Raw genomic sequence first — 20,917 nt, forward strand, 5'->3', positions numbered from 1 at the left:
CAGCGGATCGCCGGTCGCGGGCAATCACGCGCGACGTGATTGACGAAACCTTGCGCTGCCCCTAACGCTACGGCAGTTTTGAGACAGGGGAGGGATTGAAATGATCGAGTTTGCAGCCGCCAAGGGGCCGCGCATGATGCTGGACGAAACGTCGGTGATGGATATCGGCGCCTGCGTCGTCGATGGCGTCGACATTTCGCCCAAGCGCGCCATTCCGGATGACGGCGACCCGCGTATAGACCATTCGCTCGAAGGCTTCCTGTTTACCTGCGGCCCTGACCATATCCGTCACCGAGAGCCGATCCCGGGCCGCACCGACGGCGCGATCTATCCGCTGCATGGCTCGGTTTCCGGCCACAAGGCGAAGGTGCTGTGGACCAAGTTCGAAAACGGCAATGCCGAATGCCGCGCCGATATCGACCTCATCACTGTCGAAGGACTGCCGCAGCGCATCGAGCGCCTCTGGAAGATCAATGGCCAAACAGGCGAGGTCTCGCTCGAGGACAAGGTCATCAATACCAGCGATCAGACCGTCCCGACTTTCCTGATGTACCATATGAATGTCGGCGGCAAATGGTTCGACGAGGGCACCCGGCTCGAAGGCAAGATGCTGGAAGACGGCGGCTTCCCCTGGACCTTCGGTGACGAACTCGGCGGGTTGTTCTGCGTCGAGGCACCGGCGACAGAGGGCGGCTTTGCCGAAGTGCGCCTCGGGCCGATGAAGGCCGTGCATGGCAAGACGCTGAGGGTGCGCACGCGCTCCGATACGCTGCCGCACCTGCAGGTCTGGCGCAACCAGAATGCACCGGCGCATATTCTCGGCATCGAGCCGGTCTCGCATCGCTGGGTGCTGCGGAGCGAGCTGGAGGCGGCGGGCGAATTCAACATGCTGAAGCCCGGCGAAAGCCGCAGCTATGCGCTGACGTTCGCCTTTGTATGATCTAACAATTGTTGACGCTCGCGGTCGCGCATCGTAGAGCTTCTGCCGTTCATTTTCAGGAGGTACGCGTGATGGACATCCGCCAGATCGACGACGACTATTCGGTATCCGGCCAGATTGCGGTCGAGGATCTCGACCAGATCAAGGCTCTGGGTTTCAAGTCGATCGTCTGCCATCGCCCGGACCAGGAAAGCCCTGACCAGACGCCGTTTTCCGTGATCGCGGCGCGCGCCAAGGAACTTGGCCTGGAGATCGCGCATGTGCCTGTTGGCACCATGGGCGTTACCGAGGAAGCCGTGACCGGCATGGTCGACGCGCTTGACGAATTCCCGCGCCCGATGCTCGGCTACTGCCGCTCCGGCGCCCGTTCCACCGCGATCTATCAGAAGACCCATCATATTCGCGGCTGACCCTGCGGCGCGGTTGTGTCCGCGCCCTTCATTCCATAAGAAACTCAGGAGAAAACCATGAGCATCAAGCGCATCGGCCCCGGTCCCCGCATGAGCGGCGCCGTCGTCCACGGCAACACAGTTTACCTCGCCGGCCAGGTTGCCGAAGGCGAGAGCGTTACGGATCAGTGCAAGGCCGCTCTTGCCGAAGTCGACCGCCTGCTGGCGGCTGCCGGCTCCAGCAAGTCGAAGATCCTGCAGACACTGATCTATCTCTCCGATATTTCCGACTTCGCCGAAATGAACGCTGCCTGGGAAGCCTGGGTCGATCCGTCCAACACACCGGCCCGCGCCACCAGCGAAGCCAAGCTTGCTGCGCCGAAGTACAAGGTCGAGTTCATCGTCACGGCTGCGATCGACTGATAGGTTCGGCATTGCCGAGATTTGAAGCCGGTGGGTTCGCTCACCGGCTTTTTTGTTTGGAGCCCTCAGCTCTTCGTCCTGATCTGCGTCAGCGTGCGAGCCGGGGTGATGGCTTCAGGATCGAGCTTGATCTCGATGATCGCCGGCTTGCGGCTGGCACGGGCGCGCTCGAAGGCTGGCACGAATTCCGCCGTCGTCTCGACCGTTTCGCCATGGCCGCCGTAGGCGCGGGCAAGCGCGGCGAAGTCAGGGTTGGTGAGATCGGTGCCGCTGACGCGGCCCGGATATTCCCGCTCCTGATGCATGCGGATCGTGCCGTAGATGCCGTTGTTGATGACAAGCACAATGATCGGCAGGTTATAGCGCACAGCGGTGGCGAATTCCTGGCCATGCATCATGAAGCAGCCGTCTCCGGCAAAGCAGATCACTTCGCGCTCCGGAAAGAGCTGTTTGGCGGCAACGGCGGCCGGCAGGCCGTAGCCCATCGAGCCTGAGGTCGGGGCTGCCTGCGTATTGAACTGCCGGAAGCGATGGAAGCGGTGCAGCCAGGTGGCGTAGTTTCCGGCGCCATTGGTGAAGATCGCATCGGCGCGGGTATTGCCTTCGATCCAGTCCATGATCGGCCCCATCTGCACCGGGCCGGGGCCAGTTTGCGGCGGCTTCGACCATGTGAGATAGGCCTGGTGCATGCGCCCGGTACGCTCTGCCCAGCGCGGTTCGCCCGGCGCTTCGAGATCGGCCAGTGCATCGACGAAATCCTGCGGCGACGCGCAGATGGCGAGATCCGGGCGATAGATGCGGCCGAGCTCGGATGCATCGGGATAGATATGGACGAGCTGCTGCTGGGGATAGGGGATATCGATCAGCGTATAGCCCGACGACGGCATTTCCGACATGCGGCTGCCGAGCAGGATCAGCAGGTCGCTTTCCTTGATCTCTTTCGCCAGAGCCGGGTTGATGCCGATGCCGACATCGCCGGCATAGCTCGGATGCAGATGATCGAACAGCATCTGGCGGCGGAACGAGCAGCCGACCGGCAGCTGGAAGCGCTCGGCGAAGGCGCGGACATCGGCGACCGCATCGGCATCCCAGCGGGTGCCGCCGAGGATTACCAGAGGACGCTCGGCCTTGAGCAGCCGCATGTAGAAATCATCGACCTGACGGCGGCCGGGATAGGCGGCCACGCGGACATAGGGCTTGGCGCGGGGTGCCTCGACCTCGTCGCGCAGCATGTCTTCGGGCAGTGACAGGACGACGGGGCCGGGACGGCCGGATGTGGCGACGGAAAAGGCGCGGGTGACGAATTCCGGGATGCGTGCGGCATCGTCGATCTCGCCGACCCATTTGGCATATTCTGTCAGCGCCCTACGGAACTCGACCTCCTGGAAGGCTTCGCGCTCGCGGGCATCGCGCTGGACTTGGCCGATGAACAGGATCATCGGGATCGAATCCTGGCGGGCGATGTGGAGACCGGCCGAGGCGTTGGTGGCGCCGGGGCCGCGGGTGACCATGCAGATGCCGGGCTCGCCGGTCAGGCGGCCCCAGCAATCGGCCATCATCGCAGCACCACCTTCCTGGCGGCAGACGACGACTTCGATATCGCTGTCGTGAAGGGCATCGAGGACCGCGAGGAAGCTTTCGCCGGGAACGCAGGAAAGGCGGGTGACGCCATTTGCCTTTAACGCTTCGACGATCAATTCTCCGCCGGTCTTTCTCATGATGCCTGTTCCCTCCCTTGTGCCTTCAGTTCCAGCGCTTCGAGTTCGGCCAGCACCTCCTCCTGGTGCTCGCCGAGGCGCGGGCTCGGTCTTTCGTAGCGTAGCGGTGTTTCCGAGAGAACCACAGGGGTTCGAACCGTCGGGATCAGTGTTCCGGCGGCATCGATGAGATCGAGCCGCAGGCCGCGGGCGATGACCTGCGGATCGGCGAACATCTCCTCGATCGTATTGATGGCGCCGGCCGGCACGGCATTATCTTCGCAGGCCTTCAGGAGATCGGCCTTTTGCCAGCCCAATGTCTTGCCGGAAACCAGGCGGCGGACCTCGTCTCGGTTGGCGACGCGCGCCTTGTTGGTGGCGAAACGCTCGTCCTCGCCGATACCGTCGAGGCCGAGGATGGTGCAGAGGCGGCGGAACTGTCCATCATTGCCGACGGCGAGAATGAGATAGCCATCGGCGGCCGGAATGACTTCGTAGGGCGAGATGTTCGGATGCGCATTGCCGAGCCGCACCGGCGCCTTGCCGGACACGAGGTAATTCATGTTCTGGTTGGCGAGAATGGCGGACTGCACATCGAGCAGCGCCATATCGACCAGCTGGCCTTCGCCGGTCTTCAGCGCGTGGATCAGTGCCGCCTCGATGGCCGAGACTGCATAGATGCCGGTGAAGATATCGGCGATGGCGACGCCGGCCTTCATCGGCTGCCCGTCTGGTTCGCCTGTCACGGACATGAAACCCGACATGCCCTGGACGATGTAATCGTAGCCGGCTAGATTGGCATAGGGGCCGGTCTGGCCGAAACCGGTGATCGAGCAATAGACGAGTTTGGGATTGATCTGGCGCAGGCTCTCGTAATCGAGACCGTATTTGACGAGGCCGCCGACCTTGAAATTCTCGATCAGCACGTCGGCTGTCGCAGCCAGACGGCGGACCAGCGCCTGGCCTTCCTCTGTCTTGAGGTCGGCGGTGATCGAGCGCTTGTTGCGGTTGGTGGAATGGTAGTAGGCGGCGGAAAGATTTTCGCCGTCGGCGCCCTCGACGAAGGGCGGCCCCCATTGCCTTGTATCGTCACCACCGTCGGGATTTTCGACCTTGATGACGTCGGCGCCGAGATCAGCGAGCATCTGCCCGGCCCAGGGACCGGCAAGCACGCGGGCCAGTTCGATGACCCGGATGCCCGCAAGCGGCGGCTTTTTGCTGCTGACCGTCATGTTCCTCCCGCGGGCGGATTACGGCGCCCGTGTTGCCTCAGATGTATCGGATACGGGCTTGGATGCAAAGCGCCGCTCGCGCCAGATGATGTAGAGGCCCGAAGCGATGATGATCAGGATACCGAGCCATTTGATTGCATCCGGGAAGTCGCCAAAGACCAGCCAGGCGAAGATCGTCGCCGAGACGATCTCGAAATATTGCAGCGGCGCCAGCGTCGATGCCGGAGCGGCGCGATAGGCATAGACGCCGAGAATGCCGGCGATCGCTGCCATAACGCCGACGCCTGCGAGGTAGCCGAAGGCGATAGTGGAGGGCATGACCGGATCGAAGACATCGGAGCCGCTTCCTTCGCCGACATAGAGAATGATGGCGCAGAACAGCAGGCCCCAGAGGCCCATCTGGAACTGCATGACCCAGGGGTCCTCGCGCTGCGCCAGGGCCCGGTTCATCATCGCCGAAATGGCGATGCAGACGGCGCTGACGACGGGCAGCAGTGCGACGAAGCCGACTTCCTGGAAGCTCGGCTGGATGATCAGGATGGCGCCGAAGAAGCCGACGCCGCAGGCGGTGTAGCGCCGCCAGCCGATGGCTTCGCCGAGGAAGATGCTGCTGAGGATCGTCAGGATGATCGGCTCGACAAAGAAGATGGCGATGGCATCGGCGACCGACATATATTTCAGCGTCGCGACGAAGGAGATCATCGAGATGGTCATGATGATCCCGCGGATCGCGTGATAGAAGGTCTGCTTCCACGACAGGTCGGCGAGGTTCTTGCGCCAGATGACGACAGGCAGCATGCAGAGCGCCTGGACGGCGAAACGGGCGGCGGTGATCTCCGCCGACGGGACGGTGGCGATCGCCAGCTTGGCGAAGATGTCGATCAGCGGTGAAAACAGCACCGACAGAAGCATGAGCGCCAGGCCCATGGTGACTTCGGAGGAGGTGTTCGTCTTCATTGCCGCGCCTGCCATGTGGAATGTTCCCGTCAGGACCGCATGACCGCGCCGTCGCACCAATCGGCGAAGGCCGAGATGGCGCCTGCTGCGCCGGTCTCGTTCAAGGTCTCGTGCCTGAAGTCCTGATATATTTCAGTGGTGATACGGGAGAAACCCTGGCGTTTCAAATGGTTTGAGAGCCACAGAACGGCTTTTCCGCGCTCCGTTGCCGGATCCTGCCCGCCGCCAACGAGATGGATCGGGCGATCCTTCGGAAGACGGTCTAGCTGATCCTTTTTCGTCGCCCGGAATGTCAGTTCGAAAACGTCGAGCCACATCGATACAGAGGCATCGAAGCCGCAGAGCGGGTCGGCGATATATTTCGCGACCTCCGCCGGATCGCACGACAGCCAGTCGAATTCCGTCGTGTGGCCGGGAATGGACTTGCCCCAGGCGGCGAAGGTCAATCTCGGCAGCATGCCGCTCGGCACGTCCGAGCCCTTCAGCGCCTTTTCGGCACGCAGGATCATTTGCGCGGCGCGGCCGGAGAGGCCAACGGCGAAGTTCGAGTTCCAGACGGCGACCGCATCGAATTTTTCCGGACGGGTCTCCGCCGCATTGAGCGCGATCAGCCCGCCCATCGAATGGCCGAAGAGGATAACGGGGAGCCCCGGGTGTAGCCTCGCTGCATGATCGCGCATGGCGGCGACGTCATCGATGACGCGGGATACACCGTCGCGCCTCGCGAACTGCCCGACCGGCGCATCCGGCGCCTTGGTCTCGCCGTGGCCGCGATGATCGTGCACAAAGACATGATAGCCGCGCGCGGCCATGGCTTCCGCAAAGCGCTGATAGCGTTTCGAATGCTCGGCAAGGCCGTGGCAAACGACGAGGATACCGCGTGGCGCGCCCGCGGCCATCTCGCTGTGAAAGGCGAGCGAGGCGCCTGTCACGTTAAGCCATTGTGTTTGCGAAAACATCCGATCCTCCCGGCGCGCAGAAGATCAGATCGGCCGTCAAATGCAAGCGGGCCTGCGGCGATTTGCAGGGGAAAATGCTGCGATTCAGGGTTGCGGAACGTTGCGCTTCGTGCTTACTTGTTCTTGTATTGTTCTATCTAGGGGATGGAGATGAGCAGGTTCTTTCTGAATGCGGCAATCGTGGCTTTGTCGGGCCTGTTGGCGGCTTCGGCTTTCGCACAGGAAGGGCAGGGGCGCACGCGCTTCATCCTCGCCGCAAGCTGGCAACCGGCCTTCTGCCAGACGAACCAGAAGAAGCCTGAATGCGCCAGCCAGACGCGGGATCGCTTCGACGCGACCAATTTTACCCTCCATGGCCTCTGGCCGATGCGGCAGAATTACTGCGGTGTCTCGAAGGAAGAGCAGGCGGCCGACAAGGATGGCGACTGGCGGTCTCTGCCTGAGGTCAAGCTGACGCCGGAGAATGCGGCAGCGCTGGCAAAAGCGATGCCGGGCACGCAATCGGCGCTCGAGCGTCACGAGTGGACCAAGCACGGCACCTGCACGAAACTCTCGGCTGACGCCTATTTCGGCACGGCTGTGCGGCTGATCGGCGATCTCAATGCATCGGCGGTGCGCGAGCTGTTTGCTGCCAATGTCGGCAAGTCTGTCAGCGCCGATCAGATCAAGGCCGCCTTCGACAAGAGTTTTGGAGCAGGCGCTGCCGACCGGGTCAAGATGAGTTGCCGCAGGGCCGGCGGTGTGCGGGTTATCAGCGAGCTGACGATCGGCTTGTCTGAGGATGCGGTGGCACCAGGCTCTGCCGATAATCTCGGCACGCTGATCCAGGGGGCGGGACGAACCTCGTTCGGATGCGACCAGGGCGTGGTCGACGCGGCCGGTTTCTGACGCAAAGACTGCTGCAAAGCGCAAGAGAGGCCGGTTTCGGCGTTGCCCGGGAGCCGGGTTTCGCCTACATAGCGGCCACGGATTTACACGTTTGCGCGCGGAGCAGTTTAAAGATGGCACGTCAGTTCATTTATCACATGTCGGGACTCAACAAGTCTTACGGCGCCAAGAAAATTCTTGAGAACGTCAACCTGTCGTTCTACCCGGATGCCAAGATCGGTATTCTTGGCCCGAACGGCGCCGGTAAGTCGACGGTGCTGCGCATCATCGCCGGTCAGGACAAGGAATACACAGGCGAAGCCTGGCTCGCCGACGGCGCGACCGTTGGCTACCTTGAGCAGGAGCCGCATCTCGATCCGACAAAGACCGCCTTCGAGAACGTCATGATGGGCGTTGCCGACAAGACGGCAATCATCGATCGCTACAACGAGCTGATGATGAACTATTCCGACGAGACGGCGGACGAGGGCGCCAAGCTTCAGGACATCATCGACAGCCAGAACCTCTGGGATCTGGAACAGCAGGTCGAAATGGCTATGGAAGCGCTGCGCTGCCCGCCGAAGGACTCCGACGTCACCATTCTCTCGGGCGGTGAACGCCGCCGTATCGCACTCTGCCGCCTGCTCCTGTCGCAGCCGGACCTGCTGCTGCTCGACGAACCGACCAACCACCTCGACGCCGAAACCATCGCCTGGCTCGAAAAGCACCTGCGCGATTATCCGGGCGCCGTGATGATGATCACCCACGACCGCTACTTCCTCGACAACGTGACGGGCTGGATCCTTGAGCTCGACCGCGGCCGCGGCATTCCGTACGAAGGCAACTACTCTGCCTACCTGACGGCCAAGGCAAAGCGCATGCTGCAGGAAAACCGCGAAGAAGCCGGCCGCCAGAAGGCGCTGTCGCGCGAACAGGAATGGATCGCCTCTAGTCCGAAGGCCCGCCAGGCGAAGTCGAAGGCCCGTATCAAGGCCTACGAACAGCTGGTCGATGCCGCAGAAGGCATCCGTCCCGGCGATGCGCAGATCATTATCCCGGTCTCCGAGCGTCTCGGCAATGTCGTCATCGAGATGGAAGGCATCACCAAGGGCTTCGAAGGCCGCACGCTGATCAACGACCTGTCGATCAAGCTGCCACCGGGCGGCATCGTCGGCATCATCGGCCCGAACGGCGCCGGCAAGACGACGCTGTTCAAGATGATCACCGGTCAGGAAAAGCCGGATGCCGGTTCGGTGCGCATCGGTGACACCGTGCATCTCGGCTATGTCGACCAGAGCCGCGATGCGCTGGATGGCAACAAGACGGTCTGGGAAGAAATCTCGGGCGGCGCCGAAGTCATCAAGCTCGGCAAGTTCGACATGAACTCCCGCGCCTATTGCGGTGCCTTCAACTTCAAGGGTGGCGACCAGCAGCAGAAGGTCGGTAATCTCTCGGGTGGTCAGCGCAACCGCGTTCACCTTGCCAAGATGCTGAAGGCCGGCGGCAACGTGTTGCTGCTCGACGAACCGACCAACGACCTCGATACGGAAACGCTGGGCGCGCTGGAAACGGCGCTCGAAAACTTCGCCGGCTGCGCCATCATCATCAGCCACGATCGCATGTTCCTCGACCGTCTGGCGACGCATATCCTCGCCTTTGAAGGTGACGGCCATGTCGAGTGGTTCGAAGGCAACTTCGAAGACTACGAGCAGGACAAGGTCCGCCGCCTCGGCCCCGACGCCCTCAACCCGGGCAGCCAGGCCTACAAGCGCCTGACGCGCTGATATCTGCCTTTATGCCTTTGGAAAGCCCCGGTCATGGCCGGGGCTTTTGCATGTCTGCGGCGTCGTGATCTGGCCAAGGAATTTCGCGATTATCTGAATTGAAGCTTGCTACCTCTACGCAAATCACATAAAGATATCTTTATATCTTGATTGGGCAGAATATGGCTGAACCGGTAAAGCTTGGATTGGATGCGATCGTGGACGTCTTGAAGGCGGCTGGCGAGCCGACCCGTCTGCGATTGCTGGCGCTCCTGGCGGCGGGCGATCTGACCGTTACCGATCTTACCGAAATTCTCGGTCAGTCCCAACCCCGCATTTCCCGTCACCTGAAGCTGCTCGGCGAGGCCGATCTCATCGATCGCTACCAGGAAGGCGCCTGGGCCTATTTCCGGCTGAAGCAGGAAGGCAAGGCGGCATCGCTGGTGCGCGTGCTCCTGCAGCATTCCTCCGAAAACGATCCGGTCGTCCAGCGTGACGGCGAGCGCCTGTCTTCGGTCAAGCGCCAGCGCGCCGAGCGGGCACAGGCCTATTTCAGCCGCAATGCGGCTGAGTGGGACGAGTTGCGCCGCCTGCATGCCGCCGACGAAGAGGTCGATGCGGCCGTCATCAAGCTTCTCGGCAGCCAGCCGGTCTATTCGCTTCTCGATCTCGGCACCGGGACCGGCCGCATCCTGCAGTTGTTATCAGGGCTCTACCGCCGGGCAATCGGCGTCGATGCCAGCCGCGACATGCTGAGCGTGGCGCGCTCCAATCTCGACAAGTCAGGGATCAACAAGGCGTCGGTGCGCCATGCCGATATCCTGAACCTGCCGTTCGACGGGCAGGATTTCGACCTGGTGACCATCCATCAGGTGCTGCATTTCTTCGACCAACCCGAGATCGCCATCAATGAGGCGGCGCGCATGCTGGCGCCCGGCGGGCGGCTGCTGGTCATCGATCTGGCCCCGCATGGGCTCGAATATCTCAGGGACGAGCATGCCCATGTCCGTCTCGGTTTCTCGCACCAGTCGATGTCCGACTGGCTGCGCAAGGCGGGGCTCGATGTCGAGCATGCCGTCGATCTTCATCCGGGTCAGGCCGGCGAGCAGGGCCTCACGGTCACCATCTGGCTCGCCCGCGACCCGCGGCGCCTGATGGCATCCGAAGGCGCCGGAACAATATTGGCAGCGGAGGTTTGATTTATGACTTTGAACACTAGTGGCCGCCGCGATATCGGCATTTCCTTCGAATTCTTCCCGCCCAAGTCGGAAGAGATGGAAGGCCAGCTCTGGAAGGCCGTCAGCGAGCTGCAGGACTGGAATCCGGATTTCGTCTCCGTCACCTATGGCGCCGGCGGCACGACCAAAGCGCCGACGCTGACGGCCGTCACGCGGTTTCTGAACGAGACGCCGCTTGCCACCGCCTCGCATCTCACCTGCGTCGGCGCGACGAAGGAAGAGACGTATCAGGTGATCGACAATTTCCGCAAGGCGGGCGTGAAGCATTTCGTGGCGCTACGCGGCGACGCGCCTGGCGGTGCCGGTGCGCCCTACCAGCCGCATCCGGGCGGCTATGCCAACGCCTCCGAGCTGGTGGCGGGGCTACGCGAAATCGGCGATTTCGAGATTTCCGTGTCGGCCTATCCGGAGAAGCACCCGGAGAGCAAGGATGTCACCGCCGATATCGACATGCTGAAGCGCAAGGCCGATAACGGCGCCAACCGTGCGCTGACGCAGTTCTTCTTCGATAACGACAATTTCGAGCGCTACCTGGAGAAGGTGCGGGCTGCTGGTGTCACGATGCCGATCGTGCCCGGCATCATGCCAATCCTCAATCTGACGCAGCTGAAGCGCTTTGCCGGCGCCTGCGGTACCGTCATCCCCGCTTTCCTCGACGAGCGCTTCGCTGGTCTCGACGACAAGCCGGAAGAGCGCGCCAAGGTGGCGGCGGATGTCGCAGCCGAACAGATCGAGGATCTGGTGGCCCGCGGGCTCCACGAATTCCATCTCTATACGATGAACCGTTCGCCGCTAGTCTCGGCCGTGCTCACCAATCTCGGCCTGCGCCGCGGCGAGACGAAGGCAGCAGCAGCCGGTGCGGCGGCCTGATCAGGCAACTCTTCGAACGCAATAAAAAAGCGCATGTCAGGCGGGACATGCGCTTTTCTAATTGGCTGAACTGTTAGTTACTCAGGAGTCCGGTATTCCAGTCATAGGGTCCGTTTGCTGCTCAGATGAAGAGCATAGACAAGACGAACGCGAACGCTGCACTGACCAACAGGACATTCAAGGATCGTGTGATACCCATGTCTGCCTCCTTGCGTTAACAAGCCGATACTATGTCCGAAATGTGTCGGCTGAAAAGCGAAATCAATGTTGCATTGCAGCAACAGCCAGTGGATAACTGCTATACAACGTAACCACGGCATTGAAATCATTCGAAAAAGCGCGGTGAAATTTTATTCACACATTTTAACGGCGCGTTAAAGTCGGCGATTGGGCGTTAAGGCCTGCGCCGATATCAAGGCTTCGCCGGAAGCTGCTGAAATCCTGAGCTAAAACGAAAATCGCGCCCGGCCAGAAGGACGGACGCGATGGGATTGCTTGTGAACGGCCGGTTCTGGCGACTCAGAGCGCGCCGAGAAGACCGGGGGTCGCCCAGCCGTCGGCCGGCATGCCTAGGCGCTGCTGTTCCTTCTGGATGGCAACGCGCGTGCCTGATCCGAGGATGCCGTCGATCTCGCCGACATCGTGGCCGAGCGACTGCAGCTTGGTCTGCAGCTGCTTCATCTCGTCGTTGGCAAGGCCCTGTTCCGGCGTGCCCTTCTGATAGGGCTGGGCGCCGGAGAGACGGGTACCGAAATAGGCTGCCGACGTCGTGTAGATGAAGGACTTGTTCCACTCGAGATAGATCTTGAAGTTCGGATACGCGATGAATGCCGGTCCGAGCCGGCCCTGCGGCAGAACGAGATCGCCTTCGAGCTCGCCGAAGTTCGTGTTGCCATCACGCGGCTTGACGCCGAGAGCAAACCAGTCGCCAGCCTTCATCGTGCCGCCGAGGCCAGACTTTTCCCAAGGGAGATTGTCGGGAAGGGTGACTTCCTGCAGCCAGGGCTGGCCGCGCTCGAAGCCGAGATGCTGGATGAACTTGGCGGCCGTCAGGATGGCGTCCGGACCGCTCTGCTTCAGGCGGACGTGGCCATCGCCATCGCCGTCCATGCCGTAGGCGATGATGTCGCGCGGCAGCATCTGCACCTGGCCGATTTCGCCGGCCCATGCGCCGGTGTTGGTGGCCGGGTCTAGGTCGCCGTGCTGGACCATCTCGATCAGCGCGATCAGCTGCGGACGGAAAAGTTCGGGGCGGCGGCAATCATGGGCGAGCGTCACCAGCGCGTTGCGGGTGTTGAAATCGCCCTGTACGGCGCCGAAGTCGGTCTCCATCGCCCAGAAGGCGGTGATCACACCGGCCGGTACGCCGTAATCCTGCTCGGCCTTGGCGAAGACGTCGGCATATTGCTTCATCTTCTGGCGGCCGATGTCGAGGCGGGCCTGGCTGACGGTGCGCTGCGAGAATTCGAGGAAGGTCTGCTTGAAGACGCCCTGGGCGCGGTCGCGGCTCAGAACCTTGGGGTCGATCTCGGCGCCTGCAAGCGCCTGATCGGCGGCTTCGGCGGTGGCACCCGCAGCGATTGCATCGGCTTTCACGCCTGCCAGGAACTGCGCGAGATCACCGTCGCAGGCAACAGCCGGCGCCTGCGGGGCGGCGGCCGGAGCCGCCGGGGCAGGGGCTGCCGCCTGCTGCGCAAATACCGTGGTTGCTGAGGTGACGGCAAACAGAAGAGCAAGTGCAGAGCGGCTTGCGAGCGAGCGGTGCATGGGTTCGTCCTTATATCCGAAATATGTCCGCCGCTTTCACAGATGAATGTGACGGAAGCAAGAAAGTTCGGTGGACGTTACTAAGAATTTCTATCCTTGGAAACCGCAGCGACCCAATTGTTCCAGTTCTTCTGATTGCCTGCGAACACATTGATGTCGGTCGGCCCCTGGATGCCCGGAATGACGCCCGTTGAGGTGTATTGCCAGAAGGCCCAGCGGCGGTCGGCATAGGTGACTTCGGGGTGTTTTGCGGTGGAACGGACCCAGAAATGGTAGTCCTGGAAATAGCCCTGCAGATTTTCGCGGTGGAAATCGACGGAGGTGTAGATGATCGGCCGCTTGCCGTAATAGCCTTCCAGGCGGTCCATGAAGCGCTTCATCTCGGAGCGCACGGTGGCCGGATCCGGGCGAAGGCGGCAGGTCTTGGATTCGCCGTTCCACTCGACGTCGAGAACCGGCGGCAGGCGCATCGCCTCCTTCGGCACATTCTGGATGAACCAGTCGGCCTGTTCGTCGGCGGACGAGCAGAAATAGTAGAAGTGATAGGGTGCATGCGGAATGCCGACGGCGCGGGCGCGCTGCCAGTATTCGCTGAAGCGCGGATCGACGCGATCCTTGCCTTCGGTCGCCTTGATGAAGGCGAAGGACACGCCGGAGGATTTCACCGTCTGCCAGTCGATATCGCCCTGCCACTTGGAGATGTCGATGCCGTGGATATCGTTCTGATGCGGGGTCTTTGCGCCGAAATCCTGCGGATCGGTGTCCTGGAAACGGCTCTTCTTTATCGAGGCGGTTTCGAGATAGTCATAGCCCGTGGAGCTGCAACCGGCGAGCATAAGAGCCAGCGGCAAAACGCAAAACAACAGCCTGCGCATGGTTATCCCGTCATGTAACGAATGATCTACTTGCCCCACAGCATGACCTTCGAAGACGAATGCAGCCGAGGAATAATCCTCTTTTCACCATATCAACGTAAAAAATCGGTTAGTTTCAAGCGAATTATGCGCGCTTGGCGGATATGACGGCCTGCCAGGCATAGCCGCCGCCGATCGTCTCGAAAGCCAATCCTGCACCGTTTTCATGGGCTTGGGCTTCCAGAACCTCACGCAGATTGGCGCGCGGGGTGACGTGGAATTTTGTCAGCCATCCCCGGAGCAGGGCTCTGAACCAGCCGGGAAGACCCTCCTGCTGGCCGAAATCGACGATATGCAGCTGGCCGCCCGGGTTGAGCGCGGCGATCGCTGCGTCGATGGCGCGTTCCCAGTCGGGGATCATCGACAGGGCATAGGAGATGAGGATGCGATCGAAACCGGCGGCACCGAATTCGCGCGGGGTAAAGGCGGTGGCGTCGGCGACGCGGAAGTCGGGCAGGGTGGCCTTCGTCGCGAAGGTCTTGCGGGCGGAGATCAGCATCTCCTGCGAGATGTCGAGGCCGTAGAGCCGGGCATCCGGAAAGCGCTTGTGGGCGAGCGCCAGGTTGCGGCCTGTGCCGCAGCCGACTTCGAGCAGCGTGCCGCCCTTGGGCACGTCGAGGCCGCGGATCGTCTTGTCGCGGCCAAGCAGATAGTATTTGCGCGTCAGATCGTAGATATGGCGCTGGTAACGGTACATCCCGTCCATCAGGCCGGCATGTGCCTCGGAGCGATCGTCCGGAAGTGTGCGGATCTCTGTCACGCCTTCTTCCCGTAGATGTGGAAGCCGCCGTAGATCGCCGAGCGATCGAGTGCCGTCATATCGCGCGACTTGTCTTCGAAGTAGTCCCACTGATCGCGGATCGCCGGCGACAGACGTCCCTCGATGATGCTCTTCTCCGCAGCCGTGCGGAAGATGACGCGGGCGCCGGGGCGGGCGGTGCGGCTGATCTCGGCCCAGAGACCGTTCAGCTGCTCGTCGGTCATCCAATCCTGCGCATCGAGCAGGATATAGCGGTCGCGCGAGGCGGCAGGCTCCCGAGCGAGCAGCTCGGTGAAGTTCGCATGATGAACCGTGACGCGATCGACATTGGCGCGGATCACCTCATGGTGCTCCGGCTTCAGATAGGTCGGCAGCGGACCTTCGTCGCTGGCGGCGTAGCGGCGTGCGAAGGCCTGCCAGGCGAAATAGTTGTCGCGCATCGGGAAGTGGCAGGCGAGCTTCTCAAGACGGTGGCGGAGGACCGGGGCGATCGAGTGATCGGCAGCCAGGCTTGCCAGCTCGTCATATTGCTGCGGCGGGATGCCGAGGCCGAACAGCGAGCTCTTGCGGCCGGTGATCCAGCGCACGACGGGCTTTTCGAAGAGGGGAGCGACCTGTTGGTCGAAGAAGGCGCGCTGCTCTTCCAGCGACTGCGTCTTGGTGATCTGCTTCAGATCGACGCCGTGCAGGCGGGCTAGCAGATGGGCGGCGCCGATGAAGCGTCCAAGCAGGCCCGTCTCATAGATGTTGCGATCGAAGACGGTGACGCGGCGGCGGCCGAACTTGCGGCCGTTCCAATAGCTGCGCGTCGCATCATCGAGAACCGGAGAGAGGTAACGGTCGAAGGCGCGGCTGTTCGATGCTTCGTTCGGCATGGCGAGGAAGCGAACGAGATCGGCATGACCAGGCAGATGCTTGAAGGCGGCAAGCTTCAGGCGGTTCAGGGCGATGTGATGCGGGTTCAGATCGACGACGTCGATCGAGGCCGGTGCCTTGGAAAGGTAGGCCAGCATGTTGCAGCCGCCTGAGCCGATGGTGACGATACGGTGGTGCGGCTGCAGCTCCATGGCCTGCATGTCGAGATCCGGATCTTCCCAGATCTGCGGATAGACGAGGCCGGAGAAAAGCAAGCCAAAAAGCCGCTCGGAAAGGCCTTCCTTGGAGAATGCCTTATGGCGGAGGAGTGCGTCCTTGAGTTTCCGGTTCTTGCGGAAGCCGGCATCCGGTGCAAATTCGGTCATCTGATTCCATCACCGTTTTTAGCGTTCAGGGCGTTTAACGCGGCGCTGCTACAGTTTGATGACGCGGGCTGTGGGCAGCCTTTTGCGGGCAATAGCGTGGATGAAACGGCACTCTCGCTTTTGTGCCCTTTTCTATGGTGGCGTTTGCTGCTTCTCTCCACCTGTGGAGGAAGAAACATGCGAGTAGTTCTGCGTATCCTGAAGGTGCTTCTGGCGCTGGTGATCGTCGCGGTCATCGGCGGGGCGCTGTGGCTCTATATTCGCCCACCGGAGCTGCTGCGCGTCGGCGATGGCTATGCGGCAAAGATCGTCTGCTCGAATGTGTTCATGGCCGGGCGCGATCCGGATGCCATTCTTGCCGAGGACGTTCAGGCGCCCGGAAACCCGCTGCTGCGGCTGATCCGCGTATCCGTCAACCGTGAGGAGGGGAAAGTATCGGCCCGCATCCTCGGCCTGTTTGCGCCGGGCCATGCGCTCTACCGCGGCGCCTTTGGCTGCACGAGCGTTCCTGATGGCGACTTCAACGCTGCGATGAACGCTGCGCCCGAAGAGGATCTCGCTGCGCCGCCGCCGAGCGACGATCTGTGGCCCGAGCGCGAGCGGGTCGCTGCCGCCAATAACGGAAAGCTTGCGCCGCTGCTTGCCGACGAGGCGCTGGCCGGGCCGGAGATGCGAGCGATCGTCGTCGTCCACAATGGCCGGATCGTCGCCGAGCGCTATGGCGACGGATTTGATGCGCGCACACCGCTGCTCGGCTGGTCGATGACCAAGACCGTCAATGCGGCGCTAGTCGGCCGGGTGATGCTGTCGGGCAAGCTCAATTTCGACGACGCCAAGCTGTTTGCCGCCTGGCATGGCGATGGGCGGGCGGCGATTACCCTTGCCGATCTGCTCGGCATGGAAAGCGGGTTGGCATTCAATGAGGATTACGGCGCCGTCGCCGATGTGACGCGCATGCTCTATCTCGACCCCGATATGGTGACACTGCCGGTAAATGCGGCGCTGGAAGACAAGCCCGGCCAGCGCTTCCGCTATTCGAGCGGTACGGCGGTGCTTCTGTCCCGCATCTGGATGGACCGGCTCGGCGATCCGCAGAGCGCTTTCGACTATCCGCGCGATGCGCTGTTCGGGCCGCTCGGCATGTCCAGCGCCGTGCTGGAGGTCGATGCGCGCGGCACCTTCGCCGGAAGCTCCTATCTCTACGCGACGGCGCGCGACTGGGCGCGCTTCGGGCAGTTCCTGATCCAGGATGGCGTCTGGAACGGCCAGCGGCTGTTGCCGGAAGGGTTCGTGGCGACAATGCGGACGCCGACGCAGTCGTCGGGCGGGAAATATACGCAGGCGCAGGCCTGGCTTGCGGCCCCAGGCGGCGATCTGAGCGCGGCTGCGGGGCTTCCGGGCGATACGTTCTGGCTGGAGGGGCATGACGGGCAGAGCGTGGCAATCGTGCCATCCGCCGGTCTCATCGTTGTCCGCATGGGGCTGACGCCGAGCCGGCTCGGTTACAGGCCGCAGGTGCTGGTCAAGCATATCGTCGGGGCGCTGTCGGCGCCCTGACCATTCGGTTCACGGATGGTGAGGCTCAGTAGTTGCCCTGCGCAACGTCGTCCATGCCCTTGCGCTTGGCATCGTAATAATAGCCGCGAGCATAGAGGCGAACGGCATCGTCTTCCTTGCTGTCGGAAACGAGCCAAGCGCCGCGCAGATATTTCGCGGCATATTTGATGTTGGTCTCGGCATCGAGCAGGCCGGACGGCTGGCCGTCATAACCCATCGATTTTGCCGTGTTGTACTTGATCTGCATCAGGCCGAAATAGCCGCGCTTGTTATAGGCGCGCGGATTGTAGCGGCTTTCGCGGTGGACGACGCGATGCAGCAGCGATTCCGGCATCTCGTAGAGCTTTGCGTATTTGGCGATCAGCTTGCTGACGAAGCCCTTTTCTGCGGTCGGCGCATCGTCGGCGTCGTTGTCGCTGAACATCGGGGGTGCCGTCGGCGGATCCATCGGCGCCGATTCGTCGAAGGAGAAGTCCGACATCGAGCGCGGCGCGCTGGCCTGAACGGCGAGCGCTGCAAGCGCGCCGTTCTGCGGCGTCGTTGCCGCGAAAGCAAGCTGCGTCGAGGGCGAGGCCGGGGTTGCCGGACGCGGCGTCGGGATCACCGACTGCATCGCGGTCATCTCTGGCGTCAGCGGAATTTCGGTCGCAATGCTGGCGCCGGCCACAGGCTGGAACGCTGCATCGGCAGGGGAAACGGCCATCGGCAGGACGGCTGCCTGCGCCGAAAGGGCAGGCGTTGCCTGTGGATTGGCGGAGGCGAATGCCATCGGGGTCTGCGGAGCGGAGCCGTCGGCAGCCGGAACGGCGGCCATCATCATCGCGTCTTCACCCGGCTTCGGCGTCGGAACGACGGTCTGCACCGCGCTCAACTCAGCCTGGGAGGTGTACTCGACGGTCGAGCATCCGGTCATGATCCCGCAGAGCATCGTCGAAACGACCAGACTGCGTTTCAGGCCGGAAAATCCGTTCGCTACCATTCTGTCACTTTCGGGAATCGCGCCGCCCAGGCAGCGTTTAAAAAGTTACTGAGAAGCTAAGCACTGATTTTTCCCATTAACCTATTCGACTGGGCGTCGCAACCCGCTGAAAATTGCGATTGCGTTCAGGCCGCGATGCGGCGGTAGCCGGCAGTGACCGCGCCGGCGGCAATCAGCAGCGTTCCGCCCGTGCGGTTGACGGCGCGCTGAACGCTTGCCTTGCGGATCAGGCCGCGGGCGGCGTGGGCAAGCAGGGCATAGCTGGAGGCGTTGATCGTGGCCAGCACCAGGAAGGTGATCTCCATGATCAGCATCTGCTCGAAGAAGGGAGCGGCAGGGTTGAGGAACTGAGGGACGAAGGCGACGAAAAAGACGATGCTCTTCGGATTGAGAGCGGTCACCACATAGGCGTGGAGAAAGATCTTCAGCGACTTTTCTTCCGGCAGATTGTCGTTGTCGGCAACAGGGCCGGGGATGATCGGCGCGCGCCAGAGCTTGATGCCGAGCCAGATCAGATAGGCGCCGCCCACCCATTTCAAAACGGTGAACAGCGTCGCCGATGCCGCGAGCAGGGCGCCGAGACCGAAGAGAGAGGCGGTCATGGCGGTGAAATCGCCGAGCGCCACGCCCGATACGGTCGCCAGTGCCGTCTTGCGGCCATGGCCGAGCGCATAGGAGACGACGAGCAGGATCGTCGGACCCGGAATGGCCAGCATAATGGCGGAAGCAGCGGCAAAAGCGAGCCAGGCTTCGAGCGACATGGAATCTCCTCCTATTCCCCAGGAAACAAGCAAAGACACCATATCAACCCTGCGTCAATCATGCGGCGCGGTATTTTTGGCCGATCTTATTCATCAGTTCGGCGAACCACTTGGTCGAGGTGTCGAAGGCCTTGCCGCCCTTGATGCGGGGGAATTCGATGGTGCGCAGCTTGCCGTTCTGGTCCTCGTCGTGACCGGTGACGCCGGAGATCCTGTTCAGCGCGCTTTCGACCGCAAGATCGGTCATGCTTTGAATCAGCCTGAGGTCGTCGGTATTGGCAGGCGCCGAGCGGGCGAAATAGCCGGACTTCTGAACGAGCGAGCGTTCGGCATTCAAAAGGCTCGCAAACTGCTTCTGGAACCAGCCGCCGACATTGATCGTGTCGATCTTCACATGGCCGAAGGCGTCACGCTTGATGGTCTCGCCGGCGGCTTCGCGCTCGGCGACGATGGCATCGAGGCAGGCGCCTTCCGAGACGAAGACGGTGGCGTGGCCGGTGCGGTCCATCACTTCCTTAAGACGGGCGGCTTCGGCCTGCAGGTCGAAGGCCATCTCGGGCAGGTAGACGGCGTCGATGCTCTTCATGCCGGCATTCATCAGCATGCCATCGACATATTCATTGTGCTTCGTGCGGCGCAGATAGGCATCGGCGGTCGCGGCCGTCAGCCAGCCGCAGTGGCGGCCCATGACCTCGTGGATGACGAGGGTGCGCGGTGCCGCACTCTGCTCGTTGCTGACGTTGTCGAAGAAATGCGCGCCGACTTCGGCAGCCGTCCAGGCGCCGAGCGACTGGCGGATCGGCACGACGTCATTATCGACGGTCTTCGGCAGGCCGATGACGGTCAGGTTATAGTTGTTGGCTGCGAGATAGGCCGCGAGATCGGCTGCCGTCGTATTGGTGTCGTCGCCGCCGATCGTGTGAAGGATAGTGATGCCGTCAGCGGCGAGCCGTTCGGCCGCGACGCGCAGCGGGTTTTCGCCTTCTTTGACGAGGCCGCGCTTGACGCAGTCGGCAGCATTGGTCAGCTTGACACGGCTATTGCCGATCGGCGAGCCGCCATAGCGGTGGAGCAGCGGCGCCTTCTCGCGCATGTCCTTGGTGATCTTGATGCTGTCGCCGAGGAGTACGCCCTGATAGCCGGATTTGTAGGCGATCAGCTCGATATCGGGAGCGACATCGCTATAGCGTTCGATGAGGCCGCCGACGGCTGATGACAGACAGGGGGCGAGGCCTCCGGCGGTCAGCATTGCGACTTTCTGTTTGGCCATAATCCCTCCTAGACGGCTTCGATGCGCGATTGCACGCGCTTAGCTTATGCATGCATGCGGCAGGGAAAGAGGCCTGTAAAGTAGAGAATTGACGAAAAATCAGCGCTCCAGGCGAAGGGTCGGCGGAAGCGGCGATATAATCGGTTCAGGCGGCGAAACTGTATCGCCGAGATCTGTGGAAACTGTCTCAGACGAGACGCAAATTGCGGCGCCAGATTGGCGCACAATTACCGAATTGTGAAAAGTGTTTTCAACCCTACGACTAATCGCTGCCTTGCATTAGCAACGATTATTTGGTCATGGTGTTGTCAGATATTGCGATGCGAGAAACTT

At 62.0% G+C, this 20,917-nt stretch carries 19 protein-coding genes; 8 read left to right on the forward strand and 11 right to left on the reverse strand.

Annotation, left to right across the window (positions count from 1 at the left end):
- Positions 1-100: 100 nt before the first annotated feature.
- The 3 genes from AC1DJO_RS01485 to AC1DJO_RS01495 all read left to right on the forward strand — a co-directional run bounded on the left by AC1DJO_RS01485 (position 101) and on the right by AC1DJO_RS01495 (position 1,752).
- A complete protein-coding gene (locus AC1DJO_RS01485; RefSeq protein WP_477968599.1) occupies positions 101-940 on the forward strand; it encodes a DUF4432 family protein in 840 nt (279 codons plus the stop codon).
- Positions 941-1,011: 71 nt separating this feature from the next.
- Positions 1,012-1,350 carry a protein tyrosine phosphatase family protein gene (locus AC1DJO_RS01490; protein WP_112386955.1) on the forward strand — a complete coding sequence of 113 codons (339 nt, stop codon included), beginning with the start codon at positions 1,012-1,014 and terminating at the stop codon, positions 1,348-1,350.
- A gap of 57 nt (positions 1,351-1,407) precedes the next feature.
- Positions 1,408-1,752, forward strand: a complete 345-nt coding sequence (locus AC1DJO_RS01495; protein WP_477968601.1) for a RidA family protein — start codon at positions 1,408-1,410, stop codon at positions 1,750-1,752.
- Positions 1,753-1,817: 65 nt separating this feature from the next.
- On the opposite strand, the gene AC1DJO_RS01500 is transcribed toward AC1DJO_RS01495, so the two are convergent.
- Genes AC1DJO_RS01500 through AC1DJO_RS01515 form a run of 4 tightly spaced genes read right to left on the reverse strand, consistent with a single transcriptional unit; the run spans position 1,818 to position 6,597 of the window.
- Positions 1,818-3,470, reverse strand: a complete 1,653-nt coding sequence (locus AC1DJO_RS01500; RefSeq protein WP_477968603.1) for a thiamine pyrophosphate-binding protein — start codon at positions 3,468-3,470, stop codon at positions 1,818-1,820.
- Complete coding sequence (caiB, locus tag AC1DJO_RS01505; RefSeq protein WP_477968605.1) at positions 3,467-4,681, reverse strand: succinate--glutarate CoA-transferase; 1,215 nt, start codon at positions 4,679-4,681, stop codon at positions 3,467-3,469. Before caiB ends, AC1DJO_RS01500 begins: the two co-directional genes overlap by 4 nt.
- An 18-nt stretch (positions 4,682-4,699) precedes the next feature.
- Entirely contained in the window at positions 4,700-5,638 is a 939-nt protein-coding gene (locus tag AC1DJO_RS01510) for a DMT family transporter (RefSeq protein WP_477968607.1), read from the reverse strand.
- Positions 5,639-5,667: 29 nt separating this feature from the next.
- Entirely contained in the window at positions 5,668-6,597 is a 930-nt protein-coding gene (locus AC1DJO_RS01515) for an alpha/beta fold hydrolase (protein WP_477968609.1), read from the reverse strand.
- Positions 6,598-6,747: 150 nt separating this feature from the next.
- Between AC1DJO_RS01515 and AC1DJO_RS01520 the strand changes: the two genes are divergently transcribed.
- From AC1DJO_RS01520 to metF, 4 genes are all read left to right on the forward strand, one after another.
- Positions 6,748-7,485 (forward strand): ribonuclease T2 family protein, encoded by a 738-nt coding sequence (locus AC1DJO_RS01520; RefSeq protein ID WP_477968611.1) that lies wholly within the window; start codon positions 6,748-6,750, stop codon positions 7,483-7,485.
- A gap of 113 nt (positions 7,486-7,598) precedes the next feature.
- Positions 7,599-9,248, forward strand: a complete 1,650-nt coding sequence (gene ettA, locus AC1DJO_RS01525) for an energy-dependent translational throttle protein EttA (protein WP_112386962.1) — start codon at positions 7,599-7,601, stop codon at positions 9,246-9,248.
- Between the two features lie 161 nt (positions 9,249-9,409).
- Positions 9,410-10,426, forward strand: a complete 1,017-nt coding sequence (locus tag AC1DJO_RS01530) for an ArsR/SmtB family transcription factor (protein ID WP_477968613.1) — start codon at positions 9,410-9,412, stop codon at positions 10,424-10,426.
- 3 nt (positions 10,427-10,429) lie between these two features.
- On the forward strand, positions 10,430-11,335 hold the full coding sequence (gene metF, locus AC1DJO_RS01535; protein ID WP_477968615.1) for a methylenetetrahydrofolate reductase [NAD(P)H]: 906 nt from the start codon (positions 10,430-10,432) through the stop codon (positions 11,333-11,335).
- A gap of 519 nt (positions 11,336-11,854) precedes the next feature.
- Here metF and AC1DJO_RS01540 read toward each other — a convergent pair.
- The 4 genes from AC1DJO_RS01540 to AC1DJO_RS01555 all read right to left on the reverse strand — a co-directional run bounded on the left by AC1DJO_RS01540 (position 11,855) and on the right by AC1DJO_RS01555 (position 16,017).
- Complete coding sequence (locus AC1DJO_RS01540) at positions 11,855-13,102, reverse strand: lytic murein transglycosylase (protein ID WP_477968616.1); 1,248 nt, start codon at positions 13,100-13,102, stop codon at positions 11,855-11,857.
- An 80-nt stretch (positions 13,103-13,182) separates the two neighbouring features.
- Positions 13,183-13,977, reverse strand: a complete 795-nt coding sequence (locus AC1DJO_RS01545) for a glycoside hydrolase family 25 protein (RefSeq protein ID WP_112537760.1) — start codon at positions 13,975-13,977, stop codon at positions 13,183-13,185.
- A 124-nt stretch (positions 13,978-14,101) separates the two neighbouring features.
- On the reverse strand, positions 14,102-14,722 hold the full coding sequence (locus tag AC1DJO_RS01550) for a class I SAM-dependent methyltransferase (protein ID WP_477940898.1): 621 nt from the start codon (positions 14,720-14,722) through the stop codon (positions 14,102-14,104).
- Between the two features lie 50 nt (positions 14,723-14,772).
- Positions 14,773-16,017 carry a BtaA family protein gene (locus tag AC1DJO_RS01555; protein ID WP_477940158.1) on the reverse strand — a complete coding sequence of 415 codons (1,245 nt, stop codon included), beginning with the start codon at positions 16,015-16,017 and terminating at the stop codon, positions 14,773-14,775.
- A 177-nt stretch (positions 16,018-16,194) separates the two neighbouring features.
- Between AC1DJO_RS01555 and AC1DJO_RS01560 the strand changes: the two genes are divergently transcribed.
- Positions 16,195-17,574, forward strand: a complete 1,380-nt coding sequence (locus tag AC1DJO_RS01560) for a serine hydrolase domain-containing protein (RefSeq protein ID WP_477968619.1) — start codon at positions 16,195-16,197, stop codon at positions 17,572-17,574.
- A gap of 25 nt (positions 17,575-17,599) precedes the next feature.
- On the opposite strand, the gene AC1DJO_RS01565 is transcribed toward AC1DJO_RS01560, so the two are convergent.
- The 3 genes from AC1DJO_RS01565 to AC1DJO_RS01575 form a co-directional block, all read right to left on the reverse strand.
- Positions 17,600-18,553, reverse strand: coding sequence for a transglycosylase SLT domain-containing protein (locus AC1DJO_RS01565; RefSeq protein WP_477968621.1), 954 nt, complete (start codon positions 18,551-18,553; stop codon positions 17,600-17,602).
- Between the two features lie 125 nt (positions 18,554-18,678).
- Entirely contained in the window at positions 18,679-19,314 is a 636-nt protein-coding gene (locus AC1DJO_RS01570) for a LysE family translocator (protein WP_477968623.1), read from the reverse strand.
- A 58-nt stretch (positions 19,315-19,372) separates the two neighbouring features.
- Positions 19,373-20,584 carry a pyrophosphate--fructose-6-phosphate 1-phosphotransferase gene (locus tag AC1DJO_RS01575; protein ID WP_477968625.1) on the reverse strand — a complete coding sequence of 404 codons (1,212 nt, stop codon included), beginning with the start codon at positions 20,582-20,584 and terminating at the stop codon, positions 19,373-19,375.
- Positions 20,585-20,917: the final 333 nt, after the last annotated feature.

This window comes from Rhizobium sp. 05N430, from assembly GCF_056396985.1.

Bases quoted from the DNA above. Each gene is read 5' to 3' on its own strand.
- AC1DJO_RS01485 (WP_477968599.1), top strand. From the start codon at position 101: ATGATCGAGTTTGCAGCCGCCAAGGGGCCGCGCATGATGCTGGACGAA.
- AC1DJO_RS01490 (WP_112386955.1), top strand. From the start codon at position 1,012: ATGGACATCCGCCAGATCGACGACGACTATTCGGTATCCGGCCAGATT.
- AC1DJO_RS01495 (WP_477968601.1), top strand. From the start codon at position 1,408: ATGAGCATCAAGCGCATCGGCCCCGGTCCCCGCATGAGCGGCGCCGTC.
- AC1DJO_RS01500 (WP_477968603.1), bottom strand. From the start codon at position 3,470: ATGAGAAAGACCGGCGGAGAATTGATCGTCGAAGCGTTAAAGGCAAAT.
- caiB (WP_477968605.1), bottom strand. From the start codon at position 4,681: ATGACGGTCAGCAGCAAAAAGCCGCCGCTTGCGGGCATCCGGGTCATC.
- AC1DJO_RS01510 (WP_477968607.1), bottom strand. From the start codon at position 5,638: ATGAAGACGAACACCTCCTCCGAAGTCACCATGGGCCTGGCGCTCATG.
- AC1DJO_RS01515 (WP_477968609.1), bottom strand. From the start codon at position 6,597: ATGTTTTCGCAAACACAATGGCTTAACGTGACAGGCGCCTCGCTCGCC.
- AC1DJO_RS01520 (WP_477968611.1), top strand. From the start codon at position 6,748: ATGAGCAGGTTCTTTCTGAATGCGGCAATCGTGGCTTTGTCGGGCCTG.
- ettA (WP_112386962.1), top strand. From the start codon at position 7,599: ATGGCACGTCAGTTCATTTATCACATGTCGGGACTCAACAAGTCTTAC.
- AC1DJO_RS01530 (WP_477968613.1), top strand. From the start codon at position 9,410: ATGGCTGAACCGGTAAAGCTTGGATTGGATGCGATCGTGGACGTCTTG.
- metF (WP_477968615.1), top strand. From the start codon at position 10,430: ATGACTTTGAACACTAGTGGCCGCCGCGATATCGGCATTTCCTTCGAA.
- AC1DJO_RS01540 (WP_477968616.1), bottom strand. From the start codon at position 13,102: ATGCACCGCTCGCTCGCAAGCCGCTCTGCACTTGCTCTTCTGTTTGCC.
- AC1DJO_RS01545 (WP_112537760.1), bottom strand. From the start codon at position 13,977: ATGCGCAGGCTGTTGTTTTGCGTTTTGCCGCTGGCTCTTATGCTCGCC.
- AC1DJO_RS01550 (WP_477940898.1), bottom strand. From the start codon at position 14,722: ATGGACGGGATGTACCGTTACCAGCGCCATATCTACGATCTGACGCGC.
- AC1DJO_RS01555 (WP_477940158.1), bottom strand. From the start codon at position 16,017: ATGACCGAATTTGCACCGGATGCCGGCTTCCGCAAGAACCGGAAACTC.
- AC1DJO_RS01560 (WP_477968619.1), top strand. From the start codon at position 16,195: ATGCGAGTAGTTCTGCGTATCCTGAAGGTGCTTCTGGCGCTGGTGATC.
- AC1DJO_RS01565 (WP_477968621.1), bottom strand. From the start codon at position 18,553: ATGGTAGCGAACGGATTTTCCGGCCTGAAACGCAGTCTGGTCGTTTCG.
- AC1DJO_RS01570 (WP_477968623.1), bottom strand. From the start codon at position 19,314: ATGTCGCTCGAAGCCTGGCTCGCTTTTGCCGCTGCTTCCGCCATTATG.
- AC1DJO_RS01575 (WP_477968625.1), bottom strand. From the start codon at position 20,584: ATGGCCAAACAGAAAGTCGCAATGCTGACCGCCGGAGGCCTCGCCCCC.